The organism is Pseudomonas sp. CAN1 (assembly GCF_030462585.1).
Classification (GTDB): Bacteria; Pseudomonadota; Gammaproteobacteria; order Pseudomonadales; family Pseudomonadaceae; genus Pseudomonas.
On sequence record NZ_JASMRU010000004.1, the window covers coordinates 167,587 to 191,283 of the forward strand.

The window sequence follows — 23,697 nt, forward strand, 5'->3', positions numbered from 1 at the left end:
GGCGGAGGAAAAGAGAGCGGGTCACATTCCAGCCAACCGCCAGGTCACCTGTCCCCCTGCACGGGCCAACGACAGGGCAGCGCGTTATGGTGCGCCGCTTTCAACCCATGCTGGCACCCAACCGCAGACCGAGCGTACCCGGCCTGCGCGCCCGTCGCCGTACCCTGCAGAATGAACAGCGCACAACCCGACCCCGCCCTCCGTACAACGCTCTCCCGTCACCTCTACCGCACCGATCGACGAGCCGCACTGCGCTTCTTCAGCCTGCTGCTGATCCTCTCCGGCAGCGCCATGCTCCTGCTGCTGGGGCACGTGCCCCTGCTCGACAACAACGAGGGCATGTACGCCAGCATCGGCGCGCAGATGCTGCGCGACGGCGACTGGGTGATCCCGCACTTCAACGGCGTCACCTACCTGGAAAAACCGCCGCTGCTGTACTGGGCGACGGCCATCAGCCTGTCGCTGTTCGGCGAGCACGCCTGGGCCGCCCGGTTGCCGTCGGCGCTGGCCGGCATGGGCTGCATCATTGCCGTGGGCTGCTGGGTCGCCCGCCGTCAGTCGCTGGAGCAGGGCCTGATCAGCGGTGCACTGCTGGGAAGCATGGCGGGCTATGTGCTGCTCAGCCGGACGCTGCTGTTCGATCCCCTGCTCACCCTGTGGTTCACCCTGGCACTGCTGCTCGCCTGGGACGCCCGCCCCGGCGACCGCTTCGGACCGTCGCTGGCGGCGATCTGCCTGGCACTCGCGGTGCTCACCAAGGGCCTGCTCGCCGTCGTGCTGTTCGGCGGCATCCTGCTCTCGGCCAGCCTCTGGTGTCGTGAAGCCCGCCCGCTCAGGGCCCTGTTGCACCCCTTACCGCTGCTGGTGTTCATCGCCGTGGCAGCCCCCTGGCACCTGCTGGCGGCGCAGCGCGATGCGGACTTCCTCTGGTTCTACTTCGTCAACGAGCACTGGCTGCGCTTCCTCGGCCAGCGCCTGCCCTACGACTACTACGGCGGCCCCTGGTGGTACTACCTGCCGCGCCTGCTGCTGCTCAGCCTGCCGTGGTCACCGCTACTGCTGATGCGTCCGGGCCAGCCCTGGCCGCAATGGGCACGCCTGGCCTGCTGCGCGTGCCTGGTGCCCTTGCTGTTCTTCTCGTTGTCACGGGCCAAGGCCAACTACTACGCCGTGCTGATCCTGCCGTGGATCGCCATGCTCGCCGGGCATGTGCTGTACACCCGGCAGGCCAGCCTGGCCCGGCAGTGGAAGTACTGGCACCTGGCGATCCTGCTGCTCGCGCTGGGACTGCTCTGGGGCGGCATCCTGCAGATCAACAGCGCGCGGCCGGTGCTGACCGGGCTGCTGCTGAGCCTGGCGATGCTGGCCATCAGCGCGCTGGCGATCAGCCTGGGTAAACGTCTGCGCTGGTTATGCACGGCGCAGCTGGCGATCCTGATCCCCCTGAGCGCGGTCACCCTCGCCGCTTCGCCGCACTGGAAGGCCTCCTCAGCACCGGACCTGGCGATCCTGCAGAGTCGTCATCCACAGGCTGACCTGCTGCTGTTCGGCAAGCTGGAGTCCAGCTCTGCCCTGGCCTTCTACCATCCCGAGCCGCTGCGCATGGTCGACAGCTCCAGCAGCGACCTGTACTTCGGCCGCATGCGCGGCGAACGACCGGAACTGTTCCTGGATGCTGCCACGGCGGAGAAGCAGCTACGACAGGGCGCTTCGCTGCTGGTATCGAGACACGATGGGAAGAGATTCCGCCATCATCCGCTGTCGCGCCAGCTGGTGCTGCTCGATGAATCCGGGATGCTGAGCCTGTACCGCTGGCCTGAGCCACCTCCCGGCGACTAGACCAGACGCTGCCGATAGCGCTCAGGTGGCATCGAGTACCAGCGGCGGAACGCCCGGTAGAACGGTGACAACTCGGCGAAGCCGCAGGCCCGCGCCACGTCCCGGATCGCTGCGCCCTGTTCGAGCATCTCCACCGCGCGCTGGCGGCGCACGTCCTCGCGCACATCGCGGAAAGTCTGCGCGCGGCCGGCCAGGTTGCGTTGCAGCAGGCCCGGGCGTACGCCCAGCTCGCGGGCGCAACTCTGCAGGGTGCAATCCGCCTCGCCCAGGCGAATGCCGATCAGGTAGCGCAGGCGGTTGAGCAGGTCGTTCTCGTCCAGCGTACCCAGTTGCTCGCGCGCGTACTCGGTCAGCAGGCGGTGCAGCGCCGGGTTGCCGGTGCGCGATGGTCGCGCCAGCAGCGTGCGATCGAACAGCAGGGCATCGTTGGGCTTGCCGAAGGCCGGTGTCATGCTGAACAGCCGTCGGTGCTCGCTGAGGCGACGCGGCTGCGGATGACGGAACTCGATGGCGTGGAAGTGGAATTCGCCGTCGGTGATCAGCCCCAGCAGCTTGAGGAACAGCACCATCAGGCACTCCATCTGCTGGCGCAGGCTGCTGGTGCCCAGGTAGTTGAGGTCGAGGATCAGCCGCACCTGCTCGCCCTCCTCGCGCATCTGCGCGGCAAAGCCCCCGGAGAGGATGTGCTGGAAGCGCAGGAAGCTCTGCAGCGCCTGGCGCAGGTCGCTGCTGGCCATCTGCAGGTAGCCGACCACATCGAGCAGGCGCGGCTTCATCGCCTCGCCCAGGTGCAGGCCGATGTCGCAGTCGCCGGTAATCTCGTCCAGGGTGGTCCAGAACAGCGGTGCGTCGTCGTGCACCAGCCGGCCGCTCTGCGCCGGCGGCGGCAGGCGGACCTTCTGCAGGGCCTGGCGGTAGATATCGGTGGGGTCGTAGCCGAGCACCGAAAGCGCCTCGTACAGCTGGCGGCGCAGGGTCGCGGACTGGGTCAGGGCCGGGGTCGCAGGGAAATTCAGCTCGTCAGTGGACATGATCGCTCCTGGATTGACCGGAGAATTCCAGCTGAGAGATGTTTGGTCAATGAATAGCTGTCAACTTCCTTTGCAGAATTGCGGCATAACAACAAGGAGTTGCCGAATGAAACGCACTTTGACCGTCCTCGCTGTCGTCGTTGCCGCCGCTGCCGCGGGCGCCGGCTGGTACCTGCACGGCAAGCAGCCGCAGCGCGACGGGCAGTTGCCGGTGGCCGGGCTGGCCAGCGAGGTCACCGTCCGCTATGACGAGCGCGGCGTGCCGCACATCAAGGCCGGCAGCGAGGAGGACATGTACCGGGCGATCGGCTACGTCCACGCCCAGGACCGCCTGTTCCAGATGGAAATCCTCCGCCGCCTGTCCCGTGGCGAGCTGGCCGAGGTGCTCGGGCCCAAGCTGGTGGACACCGACCGCATGTTCCGCAGCCTGCGCATTCGCGACCACGCCGCCGAGTACGTGGCCAAGCAGGACAAGAACTCCCCGGCCTGGAAGGCCCTGGTCGCCTATCTGGATGGCGTCAACCAGTTCCAGGACAGCCACCCGCGCCCGGTGGAATTCGACATCCTCGGCATTCCCAAGCGCCCGTTCACTCCCGAGGACACCGTCAGCGTCGCTGGTTACATGGCCTACAGCTTCGCCGCCGCCTTCCGCACCGAGCCGGTGCTGACCTACGTGCGCGACGAACTGGGTGCGGACTACCTGAAGGTGTTCGACCTCGACTGGCACCCCGACGGTGTGATGAACACCAAGGCGCTGGCCGCCGCCGACTGGCAGGACATGAGCGCCATCGCCCGCCTGAGCCACGCCGCACTGGAGAAGGCCGGCCTGCCGCAATTCGAGGGCAGCAACGCCTGGGCCGTTTCCGGCAGCCGCACCAAAAGCGGCAAACCGCTGCTGGCGGGCGACCCGCACATCCGCTTCGCCGTGCCGGCGGTGTGGTACGAGATGCAGGCCAGCGCGCCGGGCTTCGAGCTGTACGGCCACTACCAGGCGCTCAACCCCTTCGCCTCGCTCGGCCACAACCTGCAGTTCGGCTGGAGCCTGACCATGTTCCAGAACGACGACGTCGATCTGGTCGCCGAGAAGGTCAACCCGGACAACCCCAACCAGGTCTGGTACCACGGTCAGTGGGTCGACCTGAAGAGCGAGGAGCAGAGCATCGCGGTGAAGGGCGAAGCGCCGGTGAAGATCACCCTGCGCAGCTCGCCCCACGGCCCGCTGGTCAACGACGCGCTGGGCACCGCCGCGGGCAAGACGCCGGTGTCGATGTGGTGGGCCTTCCTGGAGACGCAGAACCCGATCCTCGATGCCTTCTACGAGCTGAACCGCGCCGACACCCTGGCCAAGGCCCGCACGGCGGCGTCGAAGATCCAGTCGCCGGGCCTCAATGTGGTCTGGGCCAACGCCCGTGGCGACATCGGCTGGTGGGCCTCGGCGCAACTGCCGGTGCGCCCGGACGGGGTCAACCCGAACTTCCTGCTCGACGGCGCCAGCGGCCAGGCCGACAAGAGCGGCTTCTACCCCTTCAGCGAGAACCCGCAGGAAGAGAACCCGGCGCGCGGCTACATCGTCTCCGCCAACTTCCAGCCGGTGCCAGCCAACGGCCGGCCGATTCCGGGCTACTACAACCTGCCTGACCGCGGCCAGCAGCTGAACAAGCGCCTGTCCGACACTTCCGTGAAGTGGGACCTGCAGAACAGCCAGGCACTGCAGCTGGACACCTCCACCGGCTACGGCCCGCGCTTCCTCAAGCCGCTGCTGCCGATCCTGCGCGAAGCAGCGGCAAACGACGAAGAGAAGGCACTGGTGGAGAACCTGGCCAACTGGCAGGGCGACCACCCGCTGGATTCGGTGACCGCCACCGTCTTCAACCAGCTGATCTACCAGGTGGCCGACGGCGCCATGCGCGACGAGATGGGCGACGCCTTCTTCGACAACCTGCTGTCCACCCGTGTGCTCGACGTAGCCCTGCCGCGCCTGGCCGCCGACGAGCATTCGCCCTGGTGGGACAACCGCAAGACGCCGCAGAAGGAAACCCGCGCGGATATCGTCAAGGCCGCCTGGAAGGACAGCCTGGCGCACTTGCGCGCCACCCTCGGCCAGGACTCGAAGCAGTGGCAGTGGGGCAAGGCACACACCCTCACCCACAGCCACCCGCTGGGCCAGCAGAAGCCGCTGGATCGCATCTTCAACGTCGGCCCGTTCGCCGCTCCAGGCGGCCACGAAGTGCCGAACAACCTGTCGCACCGCGTCGGCCCGGCGCCCTGGCAGGTGGTTTACGGCCCGTCTACCCGGCGCCTGATCGACTTCGCCGACCCGGCCCACAGCCTGGGCATCAACCCGGTAGGCCAGAGCGGCGTGCCCTTCGACAAGCACTACGACGACCAGGCCGAAGCCTACATCGAGGGCCAGTACCTGCCGCAGCACTACGACGACAGCGAAGTGAAAGCCAACACCCAGGGCGTCCTGCGGCTGGTTCCCGTCCGTCGCTGATATCACCCTGCAGAAATGAAAAACCCCGCACCTGCGGGGTTTTTCATTGGGGCGTTGTAGAGAGTGTTGCGGGAGATGCCGAAGCTCCCTGGCGCGTTATTTCCCCAAGGGATAACGATCGGGGTGTTGTATTGGGCGCCGTCTCCCGCACGCAGTGCCAAAGGCATCACTGAAGTTTGCCGGCGACACGATCCGGTCCTGGTTCGGGGGGTGACCGGAAAGCGCTACCGAACACTTGAAGCGTAGATGGCAATCGGCTGGGAGTTTCTCTTTCGGACCCACGGATTTTTCCGATAAAGCCCGATTTTCCAAGCACTTCGGAATAACGTGTGAGCAAAAAAACGGGCCACCCGAAGGTGGCCCGTGGTTCGACAATCGCCGGATACGACCGGCCGACAAGACGGCGTCAGGCGGTGGCTGTCGAAGACTTCTGCTGCCAGTCGGTCGCGTTGGACTCCATGGCTTCCTGGATCGCGCGCTTGCGACGCTCCTCGGCCTGACGGGTGAAGTACCAGGCGAAGAAGGTGAACAGCGAAACGGTCAGCAGGATCAGGCTGGCAACGGCGTTGATCTCCGGCTTCACGCCCAGGCGCACGGCGGAGAACACTTCCATCGGCAGGGTAGTGGAGCCAGGACCGGACACGAAGCTGGCCAGTACCAGGTCATCCAGCGACAGGGCAAAGGACATCATGCCGCCCGCCGCCAGCGACGGCGCGATCATCGGGATGGTGATCAGCATGAACACTTTCCAGGGCTTGGCGCCCAGGTCCATGGCTGCTTCCTCGATGGACAGGTCCAGCTCACGCAGACGCGCCGACACCACCACCGCCACATAGGACGAGCAGAAGCTGGTGTGGGCGATCCAGATGGTCACGATGCCGCGCTCCTGCGGCCAGCCGATCAGCTGGGCCATGGCGACGAACAGCAGCAGCAGCGACAGACCGGTGATCACCTCGGGCATGACCAGCGGCGCGGTGACCATGCCGCCGAACAGCGTACGGCCACGGAAGCGCGGGATGCGGGTCAGCACGAAGGCCGCCAGGGTGCCAAGGGCCACCGAGGAGATCGCGGTGTAGCAGGCGATCTCCAGCGAGCGGAATACCGAGCCGACCAGCTGCTGGTTGTCCAGCAGGCCGACGTACCATTTCACCGACCAGCCGCCCCACACAGTCACCAGCTTGGAGCCGTTGAACGAGTAGATGACCAGGATCAGCATCGGCACGTAGATGAAGAGCAGGCCCAACACCAGCATGATGTTGGAGAACGACCAACGCTTGTTCATACCTTGCCCTCCAGATCTTTCGCCATGATCTTGGGTGAAGAGTCTGTTGAAGGGGATGATGGGCAGATCGCCTTGAAGTGGCTCATACCTTGCCCTCCAGCTCTTTCGCCTGGTTCTTGTTGAAGAAGATGATGGGCACGATCAGGATCGCCAGCATCACGACGGCAAGGGCGGAAGCCACCGGCCAGTCACGGTTGTTGAAGAACTCCTGCCACAGCACTTTACCGATCATCAGCGTCTCGGGGCCGCCAAGCAGTTCCGGGATCACGAACTCGCCCACCGCCGGGATGAACACCAGCATGCAGCCGGCGATGATGCCGTTCTTGGACAGCGGGACGGTGATCTTCCAGAAGCTGGTGAAGCTGCGCGCGCCGAGGTCGGAGGCGGCTTCCAGCAGGCTCATGTCGTGCTTCACCAGGTTGGCGTAGAGCGGCATGACCATGAAGGGCAGGTACGAGTAGACAATGCCGATGTACACCGCGAAGTTGGTGTTCAGGATCGTCAGCGGCTCGTTGATGATGCCCAGCCACATCAGGAAGCTGTTGAGCAGGCCGTTGTTGGACAGGATGCCCATCCAGGCGTACACGCGGATCAGGATCGCCGTCCAGGTCGGCATCATGATCAGCAGCAGCAGCACGGTCTGCATTTCCTTGCTGGCGCGGGCGATGGCGTAGGCCATCGGGTATCCGATGAGCAGGCACAGGAAGGTGCTGATCGCCGCCATCTTCAGCGAGCCCAGGTAGGCGTCGATGTAGAGCGGGTCGTCCGTCAGCATCAGGTAGTTGCCCAGGTTCATCACGACCTGAAGCGTCTGGTCGGCGTACTGGAACACTTCGGTGTACGGCGGAATGGCCACGTCTGCTGCCGCCAGACTGATCTTCAGCACGATGGCGAAAGGCAGCAGGAAGAACAGGAACAGCCAGAAGAACGGCACACCGATCACGGCATGCCGGCCGTTCGGCAGGCGTTTCATGAGCGATTTGCTGATGTTCATGATTGCAGTACCACACCGCTGTCGTCGTACCAGCTGATGTAAACCGGCTGGTCCCAGGTCGGGCGCGCCACGTGGCGCTCGGCGTTGGCCATGAAGGCCTGGACGATGAAGCCCGAGGTCAGCTTGATGTAGTACACCGAGTGACCGCCCAGGTAGGCGATGTCGTGGACGGTGCCCTGGGCGACGTTGAAGCCTTCGTGCTCGAGGTTTTCCGGCTTCTGCGCGCTGACCATGACCTTTTCAGGACGCAGTGCGTAGGTGATGCGCTTGTTCTCGGCACGGGTGCTGATGCCGTGGCCGATGTAGATCGGGTTTTCCAGCTGCGGGCAGGCAATGATCGCGTGGTCCTGCAGGTCCTGCACCAGCTCGCCGTCGAACATGTTGACGTTGCCGATGAACTCGCAGATCAGGCGGCTGGCCGGCGTCTCGTAGATGTCCATCGGGCTGCCGATCTGCTCGATGCAACCCAGGTGCATGATGGCGATGCGCTGGGCCATGGTCATGGCCTCTTCCTGGTCGTGGGTCACCATCACGCAGGTCACGCCCACGCGCTCGATGATTTCCACCAGTTCCAGCTGCATCTGCGAGCGCAGTTTCTTGTCCAGCGCGCCCATCGGCTCGTCGAGCAGCAGCAGCTTGGGACGCTTGGCCAGGGAGCGGGCCAGGGCCACACGCTGACGCTGGCCACCGGAGAGCTGGTGCGGCTTGCGCTTGGCGTACTGGGTCATCTGCACGAGCTTGAGCATTTCTTCGACGATCTTGTCGATCTCGGCTTTCGGCAGGCCATCCTGCTTGAGGCCGAAGGCGATGTTCTGCGCCACGCTCATGTGGGGGAACAGGGCGTACGACTGGAACATCATGTTGATCGGCCGCTCATAGGGCGGCAGGTCGGTAATGTCCTGGCCATCGAGGAAGATGCGACCTTCAGTGGGACGCTCGAAACCAGCCAGCATGCGCAGCAGGGTCGACTTGCCCGAACCCGAGCCACCGAGCAGGGCGAAGATCTCGCCCTTCTTGATGTCCAGGGACACGCTGTCCACAGCCAGCGTTTCGTCGAACTGCTTGCTGACCCGGTCGATTTTTACCAGAACCTCTTTAGGTTTCTGGTCGCCACTCAAGGCTTTCTTGTAGGCACCGGAGGCTATTGCCATTACCACAACTCCCAAATCATAGAGGCCCGGCCCCCGCGGCCGGGCATGCTTGGTATTACTCAGGGCTGGCGCAGTTTACGTGCGCCGGAAAGCCTTTCGAGAGGCCCTCCGACGCTCCGTGCCCGCGCGGACGGATTTGGGGAAATCCGTCTTACTTGCCCGACTTGATCTTGGTCCAGGAACGGGTCATGAGGCGCAGGATCTTCGGCGGCAGCTCATGCTGCACGAAGAGTTTGTCGAGAACCTCCTGGGATGGGTACACCTCAGGATTGTTGCGCACGGACTCATCCATGAATTCGCCAGCCTTGGGGTTCGGGTTGGCGTAGCCGACGTAATCGCTGACCTTGGCGATCACTTCGGGTTTGAGCAGGTAGTTGATGAACGCATGGGCCGCCTTCGGGTTGGAGGCATCCTTCGGCACGGCGAGGATGTCGAACCAGAGGTTGGCGCCTTCCTTGGGAATGGCGTAGGCGATGTTCACGCCCTTGCCGGCTTCCTTGGCGCGGTTGGCGGCCTGGAATACGTCACCGGAGAAACCGGCCGCCACGCAGATGTTGCCGTTGGCCAGATCGGAAATGTACTTGGAGGAGTGGAAGTAGGTGACGTAAGGACGAACCTTCATCAGCTTGTCCTCCACCTTCTTGTAGTCATCCGGGTTGGTGCTGTTGGGGTCCAGCCCCATGTACTTGAGCACGGCCGGCATCATCTCGTCGCCCGAATCGAGGAAGGCGACGCCGCACTGGCTGAGCTTCTTCATATTCTCGGGCTCGAACAGCACGGCCCACGAATCGATCTTGTCGACACCCAGCACGGCCTTGACCTTCTCGACGTTGTAGCCGATGCCGTTGGTGCCCCACAGGTACGGCACGCCGTACAGGTTGCCCGGGTCGTTGGCCTCGAGCTGCTTCATCAGGTGCGGATCGAGATTCGACCAGTTCGGCAGCTGGCTCCGGTCGAGCTTCTGGAACGCGCCGGCCTTGATCTGGCGACCGAGGAAGTGGTTGGACGGCACGACCACGTCATAGCCGGTGCGACCGGCCAGCAGTTTGCCTTCCAGGGTTTCGTTGGAGTCGAAGACGTCGTAGACCGGCTTGATGCCGGTTTCCTTCTCGAAGTCGGCGAGGGTGGTTTCGCCGATGTAGTCCGACCAGTTGTAGATGTGGACGGTCTGTTCCGCCTGGGCCAGCGAAGTCAGGCCGAAGACGGAGACTGCAGCGATCAGGGTTCTGCGGAAGGGAATGCGCACACGTGAGTCCTCTCGTTGTTTTTGACTACTTCAGTCGGTTGCTGCCGGGGTTTGGGCGGCCGGTCCGTGGATAGCGCCGAACCCTTTACAGCACGAGAGCGCCGGGGCTTGCGCAGCCATTCCACCGATGGAAGCTGTTTGTTGCTGCCGGTGGCGGCGAGGGAGCGCACTCCCCCGCCGCTGTCCCGGTACATCCGCTGCCACGCCAGGCGGCAGCGACTACCCGATTACTTGCCGGACTTGATGGTGGTCCAGCTGCGGGTCATCAGACGCTGGGTCTTCGCCGGCAGGTCCGGGAAGGCGTACAGCTTCTTCATGGTTTCCGGGGTCGGATACACGCCCGGGTCGTTGCGGATCGCCTCGTCCACCATCGGCGTGGCGGCGGCGTTGCCGTTCGGGAACTGCACGACGTTGGTGATTTCGGACATGACGGCCGGCTCAAGCAGGAAGTTGATCCACTTCAGCGCGGCTTCCTGGTTCTCGGCATCCTTCGGAATGGCGACGGTGTCGAAGAACGCGCCGGCACCTTCCTTCGGAATGTTGTACTTCACGGTGACCTTGTTCTTCGCTTCTTCAGCGCGGGACTTGGCCTGGTACACGTCGCCCGAGTAACCGATGGCCACGCAGATGTTGCCGTTGGCGATGTCGGAGATGTACTTGGAGGAGTGGAAGTAGGAGACGTACGGACGAATCTTCAGGAACAGCGCTTCGGCTTCCTTCAGCTCTTTCGGGTCCTGGCTATCGGGCTTGTAGCCCAGGTAGTGCAGGGCGGCCGGGAGCATTTCGGTCGGCGAGTCGAGGAAGCTGACGCCGCAGGCCTTCAGCTTCTGGATGTTTTCCGGCTTGAACACCAGGTCCCAGGAGTCCACCGGGGCGTTGTCGCCCAGCGCGGCCTTGACCTTGTCCGGGTTGTAGCCGATGCCGATGGTGCCCCACATGTAGGGGATCGCGTACTGGTTGCCCGGGTCGCTGATCTCCAGGGTCTTCATGATGTCCGGGTTCAGGTTCTTCCAGTTCGGCAGCTTGGACTTGTCCAGCGGCGTGTAGACGCCAGCCTTGATCTGCTTGGCCAGGAAGGAGTTGGACGGTACCACGATGTCGTAACCCGACTTGCCGGCCAGCAGCTTGGCTTCCAGCACTTCGTTGCTGTCGTAGACGTCGTAGACGACCTTGATTCCGGTTTCCTTGGTGAACTTGTCGACCGTGTCCGGTGCGATGTAGTCCGACCAGTTGTAGACGTGCAGCACCTTGTTATCAGCCTGCGCCATACCAGCCACAGCACCTGCCAGCGTTACGGCGAGCAGGGATTTGCCGAAGGTCTTGAACATGCGGGTAGCTCCGTTTGTTTTTTTGATGTTCCGGGTGGCGTGGACATCTCCTTCCGTCACCACCCGGTGAGCCTGGCCAACGCACAGGCGCAGTCTGTCAAAGGTCTGGTGAAAGACTCAAGACAGAACGGCTGCGGCGGTTTGATCGAGGCACTTTCGCGCCAGGGTAATCAGGTCATCGACCTGCGATTTCTCGATCACCAGCGGCGGCGAGATAATCATAGTGTCTCCCACCGCGCGCATGATCAGACCGTTGCGGAAGCAGTGCTCGCGGCACAGCATCCCGACACCCTTGCCTTCGAAGCGCTCGCGGGTCTTCTTGTTCTTCACCAGCTCCAGTGCTGCCACCAGGCCTACCCCGCGGGCTTCGCCTACCAGGGGATGGTCGGCCAGCTCTTGCCAGCGCTGCTGCAAATACGGTGCCGTTTCGTTCTTCACGCGCTCGACGATCTTCTCTTCGCGCAGGATACGAATGTTCTCCAGCGCCACCGCAGCGGCTACCGGGTGACCAGAGTAAGTGAAGCCGTGGTAGAACTCCCCACCCTCATTCAGGGTATGGACGATCTCGTCACGAACGATCACGCCGCCCATGGGGATGTAGCCGGAGGTCAGGCCCTTGGCGATCGGCATCAGGTCCGGGGCGTTGCCGAAGTACTGGCTGCCGAACCATTCGCCGGTACGGCCGAAGCCGCAGATGACTTCGTCGGCGATGAACAGGATGTCGTACTTGGCGAGGATCTCGCGGATCTTCGGCCAGTAGGTCTTCGGCGGAACGATCACGCCGCCCGCGCCCTGCAGGGGCTCGGCGATGAAGGCGGCGACCTTGTCTTCGCCGACTTCGAGAATCTTCTTCTCCAGCTGCTCGGCAGCCCAGACGCCGAACTCTTCCGGGTCCATGTCGCCGCCTTCGCCGAACCAGTAAGGCTGGGCAATGTGCTCGATGCCGGGGATCGGCAGGTCACCCTGCTCGTGCAGCGCCTTCATGCCGCCCAGGCTGACGCCGGCAACGGTGGAGCCGTGGTAGCCGTTCCAGCGGCCGATGACCACTTTCTTCTGCGGCTGGCCCTTGATGCTCCAGTAGTGGCGAACCATGCGCAGCACGGTGTCGTTGGACTCGGAACCCGAACCGGTGAAGAACACGTGGTTCATGCCTTCGGGAGCGATGTCGGCGATCGCCTTGGACAGCTCCAGCACCGGCGGGTGGGCGGTCTGGAAGAACAGGTTGTAGTAGGGCAGTTCCTGCATCTGCTTGTAGGCGGCTTCAGCAAGTTCCTTGCGACCGTAGCCGACGTTCACGCACCACAGGCCGGCCATGCCATCGAGGATCTTGTTGCCCTCGCTGTCCCACAGGTACACGCCTTCGGCCTTGGTGATGATGCGCGCACCCTTCTCGTTCAGCTGCTTGTAGTCGGTGAACGGAGCCAGGTGGTGATCGCGGCTGAGCGCCTGCCAGTGTTGGGTGTTGGCGCTGGTCTGGTTAGTCATCTTGATAAAACCTCTTCTCTAAGAAACACGGGGCCCGGCCACGCGCCGGACCCCACGCCGATCAGACAGAAAGCAGAAGGAACTCACGCTCCCAGGAACTGATTACTCGCTTGAAGTTCTCGTGCTCGGCGCGCTTCACCGCGACGTAGCCTCGAATGAACTTGTCACCCAGGTATTTCTCCAGGGTCTTGCTGCCTTCCATGCACTCCAGGGCGGCCTCGATGGTCAGCGGCAGGCGCAGGTTACGCCGTTCGTAACCACGGCCCTTGACCTGGGCACTGGGTTTGAAGCCTTCAACCATGCCGATGTAGCCGCACAGCAGGCTGGCCGCCAGGGCCAGGTAGGGGTTGGCGTCGGCACCGGCCAGGCGGTTTTCCACGCGGCGGTTGTCCGGGGTGGAGTCCGGTACGCGCAGGCCCACGGTACGGTTCTCTTCGCCCCACTCGACGTTCACCGGCGCCGAGGTGTCGGGCAGGAAACGGCGGAACGAGTTGACGTTCGGGGCGAACAGCGGCAATGCCTCGGGGATCAGCTTCTGCAGGCCGCCGATGTGGTGCAGGAACAGCTCGCTCATGCTGCCGTCGGCATTGGAGAAGATGTTCTTGCCGGTCTTGATGTCGACGATGCTCTGGTGCAGGTGCATGGCACTGCCCGGCTCGCCGGTCATCGGCTTGGCCATGAAGGTGGCGGCGACGTTGTGCTTGAGCGCGGCCTCGCGCATGGTGCGCTTGAACACCACGATCTGGTCGGCCAGGTCCAGGGCATCGCCGTGACGGAAGTTGATCTCCATCTGCGCGGTGCCTTCTTCATGGATCAGGGTGTCCAGATCCAGGCCCTGCAGTTCGCACCAGTCGTACATGTCCTCGAACAGCGGATCGAATTCGTTCGCCGCGTCGATGGAGAAGGACTGGCGACCGGTCTCCTGGCGACCGGAACGGCCGATCGGAGCCTGCAGCGGGTAGTCGGGGTCGTCGCTGCGCTTGGTCAGGTAGAACTCCATCTCCGGCGCCACGATCGGTTTCCAGCCCTTGTCGGCGTAAAGCTGGAGCACGCGCTTGAGGACGTTGCGCGGCGACAGCTCGATGGGGTTGCCGAGCTTGTCGTAGGTATCGTGGATGACCATCGCGGTCGGTTCGATGGCCCAGGGGACGAGGAACACGGCATTCTCGTCCGGGCGGCAGACCATATCGATGTCGGCCGGGTCCAGCAGGTCGTAATAGATGTCGTCCTCGACGTAGTCACCGGTCACGGTCTGCAGGAGAACGCTCTCCGGCAGGCGCATGCCCTTCTCGTTGAGGAACTTGGCGGTCGGCGCGATCTTGCCCCGGGCAATCCCGGTCAGGTCAGCGATCATGCATTCCACTTCAGTGATCTTGCGTTCCTTCAACCAGCCACTGAGCTGGTCTAGCTTGCTAGTCATAAAGACCTCAGGGTGTGAGAGTCCGGCCCCAACGCCGGACTCAGCGGTTCCCCGCCCTCTTGCTGCAGGCTTTGCCGAATGCCTGGAAGATAGCGAGATAGTTGGGGTTCGTTTCGACCTGCCATTCCGGGTGCCACTGCACCCCGACGGCGAAGGCCGCACCTTCGACGGAGAAGGCTTCAACCAACCCGTCAGGCGCCAGAGCTTCTACGCGAAGGCCGGGCGCCAGACGATCAACGCCCTGGCCGTGGATAGAATTGACCTGGAACTGCGAGGGTAGCCCGATACCGGCGAAAACGCCGCCCGGCTGCACGTCGACGACGTGCCGCAGCCCATATTGAATGTCGATCGGCTCACCCGCGGGTTCGCGGTGGTCCATATAGCCTTCGACTTCGTGCACCTTCTGGTGCAGCGAACCGCCGAAAGCGACGTTCATTTCCTGGAATCCGCGGCAGATGCCCAGCACCGGAATCCCGGCCGCGACGGCGCGGCGGATCAGCGGCAGCGTCGTACTGTCGCGCGCGGGATCATGAGGGGTGCCTGCAATGCTGGCGGAGCCACTATAATGATGGGGCTCGACGTTCGACGCCGAGCCTGTGAAGAGCAGGCCGTCGAATGCGGCCAACATGTCTTCCTGGTCGATGGCATCGCCCAGGGAGGGAATGATCAAAGGAATGCCCGAGGCCCCGGAGATCAGCGCTCTGAGGTATTTGTCGCCAGCAACATGGTAGGGTTTGGAACCGATCTGCTTGATGCAGGCGGACACGCCGATTAACGGCAGGCGAGACATGGGACACCCGTGTTTGTAAGTGTTATGGGCTTGAGGCCGAGCTTAGCCTTGTTCATTTTTTTACACAATAGTCATGTAAAAAATCAAACACGCCCCACTGAACAGCCCGCCAGCAAAGGCTCTCCGCTCATCAAAATCGGCCCGAAACGCCCCAAAAACGGCCCGCAAGGGCTGATATGCCCCCTTTTGGTGCGACATTGACAACCCTTGCCAATTCGGATTGACTCACACCTCAGCTTTCGAATGATTGAAATTTTTAACAATAAAGGTGTTACATCATGTCGGTACCCCAGAGTGCCGTGTCGCTCGAAGAAGCGAGTGAGTTCCTGAAGGAACACCCCGAGGTCCAATTCGTCGACCTCCTTATTGCAGACATGAATGGTGTGGTCCGCGGCAAGCGCATCGAACGCACCAACCTGCCCAAAGTCTATGAGAAGGGCATCAATCTCCCCGCCTCTCTCTTCGCTCTCGACATCACCGGCTCCACCGTAGAAAGCACCGGCCTCGGCCTGGACATTGGCGACGCGGATCGCGTCTGTTTCCCAATCCCCAACACCCTCTCCATGGAACCCTGGCAGAAGCGCCCGACCGCGCAGTTGCTGATGACCATGCACGAGATGGAAGAACGCACGCCGTTCTTCGCCGACCCGCGTGAAGTGCTGCGTCAGGTCGTACAGAAGTTCACCGACATCGGCCTGACCATCGTCGCGGCCTTCGAGCTGGAGTTCTACCTGATCGACCAGGAGAACGTGAACGGCCGTCCGCAGCCGCCGCGCTCGCCGATCTCCGGCAAGCGTCCGCAATCGGTACAGGTCTACTCCATCGACGACCTCGACGAGTATGCCGACTGCCTGCAGGACATCATCGACGGCGCCCGCGCCCAGGGCATCCCGGCCGACGCCATCGTCAAGGAAAGCGCCCCGGCCCAGTTCGAAGTCAACATGCACCACGTTGACGACGCCCTGAAGGCCTGCGACTACGCGGTCCTGCTCAAGCGCCTGATCAAGAACGTCGCCTACGACCACGAGATGGACTCGACCTTCATGGCCAAGCCCTACCCGGGCCAGGCTGGCAACGGTCTGCACGTCCACGTCTCGCTGCTCGACAAGGACGGCAAGAATATCTTCACCAGCGAGGATCCCGAGCAGAACGCCGCGTTGCGCCACGCGATCGGCGGTGTGCTCGAGACCCTGCCGGCGTCGATGGCGTTCCTCTGCCCGAACGTCAACTCGTACCGCCGTTTCGGTTCGGCCTTCTTCGTGCCGAACGCACCGAGCTGGGGCCTGGACAACCGTACCGTCGCCCTGCGCGTGCCCACCGGTTCCGCGGACGCGGTACGCCTGGAGCATCGCGTCGCCGGTGCCGATGCCAACCCGTACCTGCTGCTCTCGGCGGTACTGGCGGGTGTTCACCACGGCCTGACCAACAAGGTCGAGCCCGGTGCGCCGATCGAAGGCAACGCCTACGAGCAGCTGGAACAGAGCCTGCCGAACAACCTGCGCGATGCACTGCGCGAGCTGGACGACAGCGACGTGATGAACAAGTACATCAGCCCCGAGTACATCGACATCTTCGTCGCGTGCAAGGAGCATGAGATGCAGGAGTTCGAATATTCGATCTCCGACCTCGAGTACAACTGGTACTTGCACACCGTATAAGTGGTAAACGAAACGCCGGCCCCAGGGCCGGCGTTTCCTTGTGCCTCTGGCACACCTGGGGGACCGCGACATTGCCATGGCGAGGAGGGGCGCCAGGGCGATTCATATCCGTCGTTTCTTCCTGCTCGCGATGTCTCTATCCGTCCGCCCGGGCGCCATCGTGTCTGTCGTGTCTTTGCTGTCGCGCTATCGAGCGGCGAATGAATGCCGCATCCGCTGATTACGTGGTTCATTCAGGGAGATCGCCAATGCCACGCCTGTACGCCGTGATTCTGCTGCTGTTGTGCCCACTGTCCGCCTGGGCCGACCAGGTCATCCGGGTCTACAACTGGAACGACTACATCGCCCCCGAAGTGCTCAAGGACTTCGAGAAGGACACCGGTATCCGGGTCGAGTACACCACCTACAGCACGGCCGAAGAGGTCAAGAAGGCCCTGGAAGCCGGCGAGAAATTCGACGTCGCCGTGCCCTCGCACAACGACCTGCCGGCGCTGATCCGCGACAAGCGCATCCAGACGCTGGACTTCAGCAAGCTGCCCAACCGCAGCCACCTCGACACCCAGCTGCTGAGCAAGCTGGCCGCCGTCGACCCGAACAACCAGCACGCCATCCCCTACCTGTGGGGCGCGGTGGGCCTGGCGATCAACGAACCCGAAGCGGAGAAGGCCTACGGCGGCAAGCTGCCCGACAGCTGGAGCGTGATGTTCGACCCGCAGCAGAGCCAGCGCCTGAAGGCCTGCGGCATGAGCCTGCTGGACGCCCCGGACGAAGCCTTCTCGGTGCTGATGAACTATCAGGGCCGCAACTTTGCCCGCAGCGCGCCGTCACAGATTCGCCGCGCCGGCGAGGTACTCGCGCAGCTGCGCCCGAACCTGCGCTACATCGACAGCGAGCGCTACATCCAGGACCTCAACGCCGGCAAGCTGTGCGTCGCCATGGCCTGGGTCGGCGACGCCCTGGGCGCGGCCAACGCCGGCCAGCCCGTGCGCTTCGTGGTGCCGCAGGAAGGCTCGGTGCTGTTCATCGACAATCTGGTGATCCCCACCGCTGCCGAACACCCGGACCTGGCGCTGAAGTTCATCGACTACATGATGCAGCCCAAGGTCGCCGCACAGGTCACCGCCGCCACCCTCTACCCCAACGGCAACAAGGACTCCGCGCAGTTCCTCGACGCCGCCCTGCGCGACCAGCCGGGCCTCTACCCGGACCAGGAGACCAAGCGCCGCCTGTTCGCCCTGGAAACCGCGCCGGAGAAGACCGCCCCGGTGATCACCGAAGTCTGGGACAAGCTGCGCGACGGCGGCAGCTGACTTGCCGAACGCCCCGGAGCTGGCGTCCAATGACCGCCCAGCTCCGGAGACTGCCATGCCCGCCCCCGCATCCACCCGCAAGCCCCGCGCCAGCAGCCAGGCGCGCATCGCCGTGATCCTCGACGCCGCCCGCGCCCAACTGGCCGAAGGCGGCGCGGCGAGCCTGTCGATCTATGCGGTGGCCGAGCGCGCGGGCATCCCGCCCTCCTCCGTCTACCACTTCTTCCCCAGCGTGCCGGCCCTGCTGCAGGGGCTGACCAGCGACGTCCACGCCGCCTTCCGCGCCTGCCTGGAACAACCCGTCGACCACACCGCCCTGCGCGACTGGCGCGACCTCGCGCGGCTGGTCGAGCAGCGCACCCTGGCCGTCTACGCCGAAGACGCCGCTGCGCGCCAACTGATCCTCGCCAGCCACGGCCTCGCCGAAGTCACCCAGGCCGACAGCCAGCACGACGTGCAACTCGGCCAGGCCATGCGTGAGCTGTTCGAGCGCCACTTCGAACTGCCCCCGCTACCGCAGGACATCGAGGTCTTCAGCCTGGCCATCGAACTGGGCGACCGCGTCTACGCCCTCTCCGTGCAGCGCCACGGGCAGATCACCGAACGCCTGGCCGAGGAAGGCATGCGGGTGATCGACGCCTACCTGTCGCTGTACCTGCCGCCCTGCTTGCCGAAACGCCCCTCACCGCTGAATTAATCGATTTTTATCCGATAAAAATCCGGATAGATGGCTGAAATATTTCTGAATCGCCCTTCATAAACCGATTTTTATCGGATATAAATTCTCCCACCTGGGAGCATCCCGGCTCGCTGACGCTGCAGGCGACCTATACTGGCCCTCCTGCAACGGTCGATAGCGACGACATCCCGACTGACACAAACCACTCCGTAGGATGGCTGTAGCGCAGCGATACCCATCGATGGATATCGGCCTCACCCTCCACGAAGCAATCATCAAGGACCGCCCCATGACCACGCTGACCAGCACTCCCCGCGCCGATGGCTTCCGCATGCCGGCGGAATGGGAACCCCAGACCCAGACCTGGATGGTCTGGCCCGAGCGTCCGGACAACTGGCGCCTGGGCGGCAAGCCCGCGCAGGCCGCCTTCAGCGCCGTGGCCCGCGCCATCGCCCGCTTCGAGCCGGTGACCATCGGCGTCTCCGTTGGCCAGTACGAAAACGCCCGCGCCCAGCTGGCCGACGCGGCCAACATCCGTGTGGTGGAAATCAGCAATGACGACGCCTGGGTGCGCGACACCGGCCCGACCTTCGTCATCAACGACAAGGGCGACGTGCGCGGCGTGGACTGGACCTTCAACGCCTGGGGCGGCCTCGAAGGCGGCCTGTACTTCCCCTGGCACCGCGATGACCAGGTGGCGAGCAAGATCCTCGGCATCGAGCGCACCGACGGCTACCGCACCGAAGGCTTCGTGCTCGAAGGCGGCTCCATCCACGTCGACGGCGAAGGCACCCTGATCACCACCGAGGAATGCCTGCTCAACCACAACCGCAACCCGCACATGAGCCGCGAAGAGATCGAGGACGTGCTGCGCGAGCACCTGGCCATCGACACCGTGATCTGGCTGCCGGACGGCCTGTTCAACGACGAGACCGACGGCCACGTCGACAACTTCTGCTGCTACGTGCGCCCCGGTGAAGTACTGCTGGCCTGGACCGACGATGCGAACGACCCGAACTACGAGCGCTGCCAGGCCGCCATGCGCGTGCTGGAAACCGCCCGTGACGCCAAGGGCCGTCAGCTCACCGTGCACAAGATCATCATCCCCGGCCCGATCCACGCCACCGAGGCCGAGTGCGAAGGCATCGACCTGGTGATCGGCACCCAGCCGCGCGATCCGTCGATCCGCCTGGCCGGTTCCTACGTCAACTTCCTGATCGTCAACGGCGGCATCATCGCCCCGCGCTTCGACGACCCGGCGGATGCCGAGGCCGAAGCCACCTTGAAGCGCATCTTCCCCGAGCACGAGATCGTCATGGTGCCGGGCCGCGAGATCCTCCTGGGCGGCGGCAATATCCACTGCATCACCCAGCAGCAGCCAGCGCCGCAGAAGCGCTGATTCATAGCGGAAACAGAAAAGGCCGTCGCTCCCGACGGCCTTTTGCGTTGGGCAGACATTAAAAAAGCCGCCGCCTCGGGCGAGGTCGGCGGCTTGCTTTCAGCCCACAGCCCTTACATCAGCGGCAGGGTGTAGCTGACGATCACGCGGTTCTCGTCCTGGTTGCGCTGGCTCGCCGAGCCCGGCGTGGCCGCTGCCGGCAGCTCGCTGCGCAGGGAAGCATTCTTCCAGGCGAAGCCGAGGTTCTTCAGCGGACCATCCTGGAGGACATAGCCCAGGCTGATGTCGCGTTCCCACTCGGTCTTCTCGCCGAAGGCGGTGTCGATGTTGTCACCGCGCAGGTAGGCCATCTGGAAGTTCAGGCCGGGCACGCCCAGGGCCGCGAAGTCATAGCCGTAGCGCACCAGCCAGGTCTTCTCGCCGGCATGCTGGAACTTGCCGATCTGCGAATCGGTGATCAGGTAGGACGTCGCGCCGTCGCCATCGTTGATGAAGGGGAAGTCGCTGTCGCCGGTCAGCGACTGATGGCCGGCAGCGATGCTGTGACCCTGCAGCGAATAGGAAAGCTGGCCGCTGAAAGCCTGGTTGTCCACCTTGCCCTTGGTCACGCCAGCGCCGTAGTAGCCGCTGGAGGCGTAGGCGAGGTCCTTGCCGTTCTTGCCGTCGCTGCTGCTGTGGAAGTAGCGCAGATCGCTCTTCAGCTCGCCGACGCCGACGTCCCAGTTGTGCTGCAGGCCGAGGAAGTGCTGCTTGTAGAAGTCCTTCAGGTTGCCGTAGTAGTACTGGACAGTGGTGTCCTTGTTGATCTGGTAGTCGGCACCGGTGAAGTAGAACTTGTTGGTGAACTTGCCGGTGTGCGCGGCGTTGGCACCGGCAATCGACAGCCCCTGGTCGGAGTTGCTGGAGTTGCGTCCCTTCATGTGCTCCAGCTGGCCGACGACGAAGGTCAGGTCCTTGAACTCGTTGGAGGTGACCTGGGCACCGCTGAAGGTCTGCGGCAGCAGACGCCCGTCGTTGTAGGTCACCACCGGCAGCTTGGGCTGCAGGGTGCCGTAGCGCAGTTCGGTATCCGAGACCTTGGCCTTGCCGGTCAGGCCGAGGCTGGAGAATTCGCCGGCCGCGCGGCCGTCGTCGGTCGGGAAGCTGATGCCGCCGAAGGACGTGCCTTCCGGGTTGTAGTGCTTGCCCTTGCCGCTATCCAGGCGGATGCCCATCAGGCCGATGGCATCGACGCCGACGCCGACGGTGCCCTGGGTGAAGCCGGAGGCATAGTTGAGCATGAAGCCCTGGCCCCACTCCTCCTGCTTGCCCGGCGCAGCGGCGCCATCGCGATTGTCGTTGTTGATATAGAAGTTGCGCAGGCCGAGGCTGGCCTTGCTGTCTTCGATGAAGCCATCGGCGGCGGCCGATTGGGCAAGGCCGGCGAAGGCGATGGCCATTGCCAGGTTCGGCTTCTTGAGCGAGCGATAGTGCATTGCAGATCCCCATGACGTGTCGTGAACGAGCCATCGGATGGCCTGCGCAAGGCACGGCAAATCCGATGAAAGAATTCCTGATCACGGCGGAAACGGGGTGGCGAAAGCCGGTGAAAGGCTTGGCTACGGGCTCTCCCCGGGTCCGCGCGAGCGGCGCCACGATATGAGAACCGGATATAAGAGGCGGCGAATCGGCCAACGGCCGGGCGCCGTTTGCGCGATTTTTGACCCTGCTCACGCTTGGATTTTTCACCAGCGGGCAGCTCTTCTGAAAACGAAGAGGAAGAGTCTGAGAAGGCGGGTCAGAACACGGAACTTGGACTGGAAAATTCGCTGAAAAATGCCTGGGCTTCCGCATTCCGAAGCCCATGAAAAAGCCGCCGCCCCAGAAAGGGACGGCGGCTTCTTCGTATCCGCAGAAATTACAGCAGCGGGATGGTGTAGCTGACGATCAGACGGTTCTCGTCCTGGTCGCGCTGGGTAGCGGTACCGGTGCCGGTGGTCGGCAGGCCGCTGCGCAGGGCGGCGTTCTTCCAGGTGAAGCCCAGGCCCTTGAAGGTGCCGTCGGGGATCACGTAGGCCAGCGAGATGTCACGCTCCCACTCGCTCTGGTCTCCGCGCCCGGTGTCGATGTTGTCGCCGTGCAGGTACAGGGTCTGGAAGGTCAGGCCCGGCAGGCCGGCCTGGGCGAAGTCGTAGCCGTAGCGGACCTGCCAGGTGCGCTCGCCGGCGCGCAGGAACTTGCCGATCTGCACGTCGGTAATCAGGTAGGCGGTGGCGCCGTCACCGTTGTTGATGAACGGGAAGTCGCTGTCGCCGCTGAGCTGCTGGTAGCCGGCGCCGAAGCTGTGGCCGCTGACGGTGTAGGTGAACAGGCCGCTCCAGGCGCGGTTGTCGACTTCACCCTTGGTCACGCCGTTGCCGTAGTAACCGCTGGTGTAGAAGTTCTTGTCGTGGCCGTTCTTGCCGTCGTCGCTGCTGTGGAAGTAGCGCAGGTCGCTCTTCAGCACGCCCGGGCCGATGGCCCAGTTGTGTTGCAGGCCGAGGAAGTGCTGTTTGTAGAAGTCCTGCAGGTTGCCGTAGTAGTACTGCAGCGTCAGGTCCTTGGTCAGCTTGTAGTCGGCGCCGCCGTAGTAGAACTTGTTGACGAACTCGCCGGTGCGCGCGTTGTTGGCGCCAGCGATGGACAGGCCTTCGTTGTTGCTGGAGCTGCGGCCCTTCATGTGTTCGAGCTGGCCGCCGAGCAGGGTCAGGTCCTTGAACTCGTTGGAGGTGACCTGGCCACCTTCGAAGGTCTGCGGCAGCAGGCGACCGTCGTTGTAGGTCACGACCGGCAGCTTGGGCAGCAGGGTGCCGTATTGCAGCACGGTGCTGGAGACCTTCACCTTGCCGGTGGCGCCCAGGTGGGAGAAATCATCGACCGCACGGCCATCGCCGTCGGTGGGGAACACGGTGCCCGAGAAGCTCGAGCTGGTCGGGTTGTAGTGCGTACCCTTGCCACTGTCCAGGCGCACGCCCAGCAGGCCCAGGGCGTCGACGCCAAAGCCCACGGTGCCTTCGGTGAAGCCGGAGGTGTAGTTGAGCAGGAAACCCTGGCCCCACTCTTCCTGCTTGCTCGGCTCGGCCGTGCCGTTGCGGTTGTCGCTGTTGATGTAGAAGTTGCGCAGGGTCAGGCTGGCCTTGCTGTCTTCGACGAAACCACCGGCGAAAGCGCTCTGGGCCAGGCCCGCGGCGGCGATGGCGAGCGCGAGACTCGATTGCGTGAGAGTGCGGCTTTTCATTGGATTTTCCCCATTTTATTGATCTTGGTATTCAGGCCATTCCGACGACGACCAGCTCCAGCGGAGCCCGACCGAACGGCAGGCAGCGGCCAGCGTGCGGACACGCGCGGCATGCGGTATTCGGTTGCAGTACTTGGTGGTGTACGGCGCTCCCCTATGCGGGGATCGTGCGCAGGCAAGCAGGCGGGAGGGCAGCGGAAGAATGGAATGGCATGGACTGATTCTCGTGTCTTGTTGTTGTGGCGATGCGCTGGGCATACGCCAGTGGCTAGGCAATCCCCAGGCCAACCGGCCTTGCCTGCCCAACAACCGCGAAATTTCTGACACTAGAAACA

The 23,697-nt window shown here is 63.7% G+C and carries 17 protein-coding genes; 6 read left to right on the forward strand and 11 right to left on the reverse strand.

The annotated features are described in order from the left end of the window. Positions 1-171: 171 nt before the first annotated feature. Positions 172-1,839, forward strand: a complete 1,668-nt coding sequence (locus QO207_RS08060; protein WP_301531950.1) for a glycosyltransferase family 39 protein — start codon at positions 172-174, stop codon at positions 1,837-1,839. Here the strand turns inward: QO207_RS08060 and QO207_RS08065 are convergent. After that, on the reverse strand, positions 1,836-2,870 hold the full coding sequence (locus QO207_RS08065; protein WP_301531951.1) for an AraC family transcriptional regulator: 1,035 nt from the start codon (positions 2,868-2,870) through the stop codon (positions 1,836-1,838). The genes QO207_RS08060 and QO207_RS08065 overlap by 4 nt on opposite strands. Before the next feature lie 106 nt (positions 2,871-2,976). Here QO207_RS08065 and QO207_RS08070 point away from each other — a divergent pair, with 106 nt between their 5' ends. Then, complete coding sequence (locus tag QO207_RS08070; RefSeq protein ID WP_301531952.1) at positions 2,977-5,364, forward strand: penicillin acylase family protein; 2,388 nt, start codon at positions 2,977-2,979, stop codon at positions 5,362-5,364. Between the two features lie 406 nt (positions 5,365-5,770). Here QO207_RS08070 and QO207_RS08075 read toward each other — a convergent pair whose 3' ends face one another. The 8 genes from QO207_RS08075 to QO207_RS08110 form a co-directional block, all read right to left on the reverse strand. Then, positions 5,771-6,646: an ABC transporter permease subunit gene (locus QO207_RS08075; RefSeq protein ID WP_184587729.1), complete on the reverse strand. Its 876-nt coding sequence runs from the start codon at positions 6,644-6,646 to the stop codon at positions 5,771-5,773. 82 nt (positions 6,647-6,728) lie between these two features. Further along, complete coding sequence (locus QO207_RS08080) at positions 6,729-7,610, reverse strand: ABC transporter permease subunit (RefSeq protein ID WP_138214270.1); 882 nt, start codon at positions 7,608-7,610, stop codon at positions 6,729-6,731. Between the two features lie 26 nt (positions 7,611-7,636). Beyond that, positions 7,637-8,791 (reverse strand): ABC transporter ATP-binding protein, encoded by a 1,155-nt coding sequence (locus QO207_RS08085; RefSeq protein ID WP_301531953.1) that lies wholly within the window; start codon positions 8,789-8,791, stop codon positions 7,637-7,639. A 151-nt stretch (positions 8,792-8,942) separates the two neighbouring features. Next, positions 8,943-10,013 carry a polyamine ABC transporter substrate-binding protein gene (locus QO207_RS08090; protein ID WP_301532080.1) on the reverse strand — a complete coding sequence of 357 codons (1,071 nt, stop codon included), beginning with the start codon at positions 10,011-10,013 and terminating at the stop codon, positions 8,943-8,945. Positions 10,014-10,264: 251 nt separating this feature from the next. Next, positions 10,265-11,365, reverse strand: a complete 1,101-nt coding sequence (locus tag QO207_RS08095; protein ID WP_301531954.1) for a polyamine ABC transporter substrate-binding protein — start codon at positions 11,363-11,365, stop codon at positions 10,265-10,267. Positions 11,366-11,482: 117 nt separating this feature from the next. Further along, positions 11,483-12,850 carry an aspartate aminotransferase family protein gene (locus QO207_RS08100; RefSeq protein ID WP_301531955.1) on the reverse strand — a complete coding sequence of 456 codons (1,368 nt, stop codon included), beginning with the start codon at positions 12,848-12,850 and terminating at the stop codon, positions 11,483-11,485. Between the two features lie 61 nt (positions 12,851-12,911). Beyond that, positions 12,912-14,270 carry a glutamine synthetase family protein gene (locus QO207_RS08105; protein WP_045215530.1) on the reverse strand — a complete coding sequence of 453 codons (1,359 nt, stop codon included), beginning with the start codon at positions 14,268-14,270 and terminating at the stop codon, positions 12,912-12,914. Positions 14,271-14,310: 40 nt separating this feature from the next. Beyond that, positions 14,311-15,060, reverse strand: a complete 750-nt coding sequence (locus QO207_RS08110; RefSeq protein WP_301531956.1) for a gamma-glutamyl-gamma-aminobutyrate hydrolase family protein — start codon at positions 15,058-15,060, stop codon at positions 14,311-14,313. A gap of 278 nt (positions 15,061-15,338) precedes the next feature. On the opposite strand from QO207_RS08110, the gene QO207_RS08115 reads away from it, so the two are divergent. From QO207_RS08115 to aguA, 4 genes are all read left to right on the forward strand, one after another. Further along, positions 15,339-16,718: a glutamine synthetase family protein gene (locus QO207_RS08115; protein ID WP_301531957.1), complete on the forward strand. Its 1,380-nt coding sequence runs from the start codon at positions 15,339-15,341 to the stop codon at positions 16,716-16,718. A gap of 248 nt (positions 16,719-16,966) precedes the next feature. Then, positions 16,967-18,028: a polyamine ABC transporter substrate-binding protein gene (locus QO207_RS08120; protein ID WP_301531958.1), complete on the forward strand. Its 1,062-nt coding sequence runs from the start codon at positions 16,967-16,969 to the stop codon at positions 18,026-18,028. 55 nt (positions 18,029-18,083) lie between these two features. Continuing rightward, positions 18,084-18,725 carry a TetR/AcrR family transcriptional regulator gene (locus tag QO207_RS08125; protein WP_301531959.1) on the forward strand — a complete coding sequence of 214 codons (642 nt, stop codon included), beginning with the start codon at positions 18,084-18,086 and terminating at the stop codon, positions 18,723-18,725. A gap of 271 nt (positions 18,726-18,996) precedes the next feature. Further along, complete coding sequence (aguA, locus tag QO207_RS08130) at positions 18,997-20,106, forward strand: agmatine deiminase (RefSeq protein ID WP_301531960.1); 1,110 nt, start codon at positions 18,997-18,999, stop codon at positions 20,104-20,106. Positions 20,107-20,219: 113 nt separating this feature from the next. Here the strand turns inward: aguA and QO207_RS08135 are convergent, their stop codons facing one another. Next, complete coding sequence (locus QO207_RS08135) at positions 20,220-21,581, reverse strand: OprD family porin (RefSeq protein WP_301531961.1); 1,362 nt, start codon at positions 21,579-21,581, stop codon at positions 20,220-20,222. A gap of 422 nt (positions 21,582-22,003) precedes the next feature. Then, entirely contained in the window at positions 22,004-23,362 is a 1,359-nt protein-coding gene (locus QO207_RS08140) for an OprD family porin (protein WP_301531962.1), read from the reverse strand. Between the last annotated feature and the right edge of the window lie 335 nt (positions 23,363-23,697).

What these genes read in the sequence shown, in the direction of transcription:
- QO207_RS08060 (WP_301531950.1), top strand. Translation starts at nt 172, where the DNA reads ATGAACAGCGCACAACCCGACCCCGCCCTCCGTACAACGCTCTCCCGT.
- QO207_RS08065 (WP_301531951.1), bottom strand. Translation starts at nt 2,870, where the DNA reads ATGTCCACTGACGAGCTGAATTTCCCTGCGACCCCGGCCCTGACCCAG.
- QO207_RS08070 (WP_301531952.1), top strand. Translation starts at nt 2,977, where the DNA reads ATGAAACGCACTTTGACCGTCCTCGCTGTCGTCGTTGCCGCCGCTGCC.
- QO207_RS08075 (WP_184587729.1), bottom strand. Translation starts at nt 6,646, where the DNA reads ATGAACAAGCGTTGGTCGTTCTCCAACATCATGCTGGTGTTGGGCCTG.
- QO207_RS08085 (WP_301531953.1), bottom strand. Translation starts at nt 8,791, where the DNA reads ATGGCAATAGCCTCCGGTGCCTACAAGAAAGCCTTGAGTGGCGACCAG.
- QO207_RS08095 (WP_301531954.1), bottom strand. Translation starts at nt 11,365, where the DNA reads ATGTTCAAGACCTTCGGCAAATCCCTGCTCGCCGTAACGCTGGCAGGT.
- QO207_RS08100 (WP_301531955.1), bottom strand. Translation starts at nt 12,850, where the DNA reads ATGACTAACCAGACCAGCGCCAACACCCAACACTGGCAGGCGCTCAGC.
- QO207_RS08105 (WP_045215530.1), bottom strand. Translation starts at nt 14,270, where the DNA reads ATGACTAGCAAGCTAGACCAGCTCAGTGGCTGGTTGAAGGAACGCAAG.
- QO207_RS08110 (WP_301531956.1), bottom strand. Translation starts at nt 15,060, where the DNA reads ATGTCTCGCCTGCCGTTAATCGGCGTGTCCGCCTGCATCAAGCAGATC.
- QO207_RS08115 (WP_301531957.1), top strand. Translation starts at nt 15,339, where the DNA reads ATGTCGGTACCCCAGAGTGCCGTGTCGCTCGAAGAAGCGAGTGAGTTC.
- QO207_RS08120 (WP_301531958.1), top strand. Translation starts at nt 16,967, where the DNA reads ATGCCACGCCTGTACGCCGTGATTCTGCTGCTGTTGTGCCCACTGTCC.
- QO207_RS08125 (WP_301531959.1), top strand. Translation starts at nt 18,084, where the DNA reads ATGCCCGCCCCCGCATCCACCCGCAAGCCCCGCGCCAGCAGCCAGGCG.
- aguA (WP_301531960.1), top strand. Translation starts at nt 18,997, where the DNA reads ATGACCACGCTGACCAGCACTCCCCGCGCCGATGGCTTCCGCATGCCG.
- QO207_RS08135 (WP_301531961.1), bottom strand. Translation starts at nt 21,581, where the DNA reads ATGCACTATCGCTCGCTCAAGAAGCCGAACCTGGCAATGGCCATCGCC.
- QO207_RS08140 (WP_301531962.1), bottom strand. Translation starts at nt 23,362, where the DNA reads ATGAAAAGCCGCACTCTCACGCAATCGAGTCTCGCGCTCGCCATCGCC.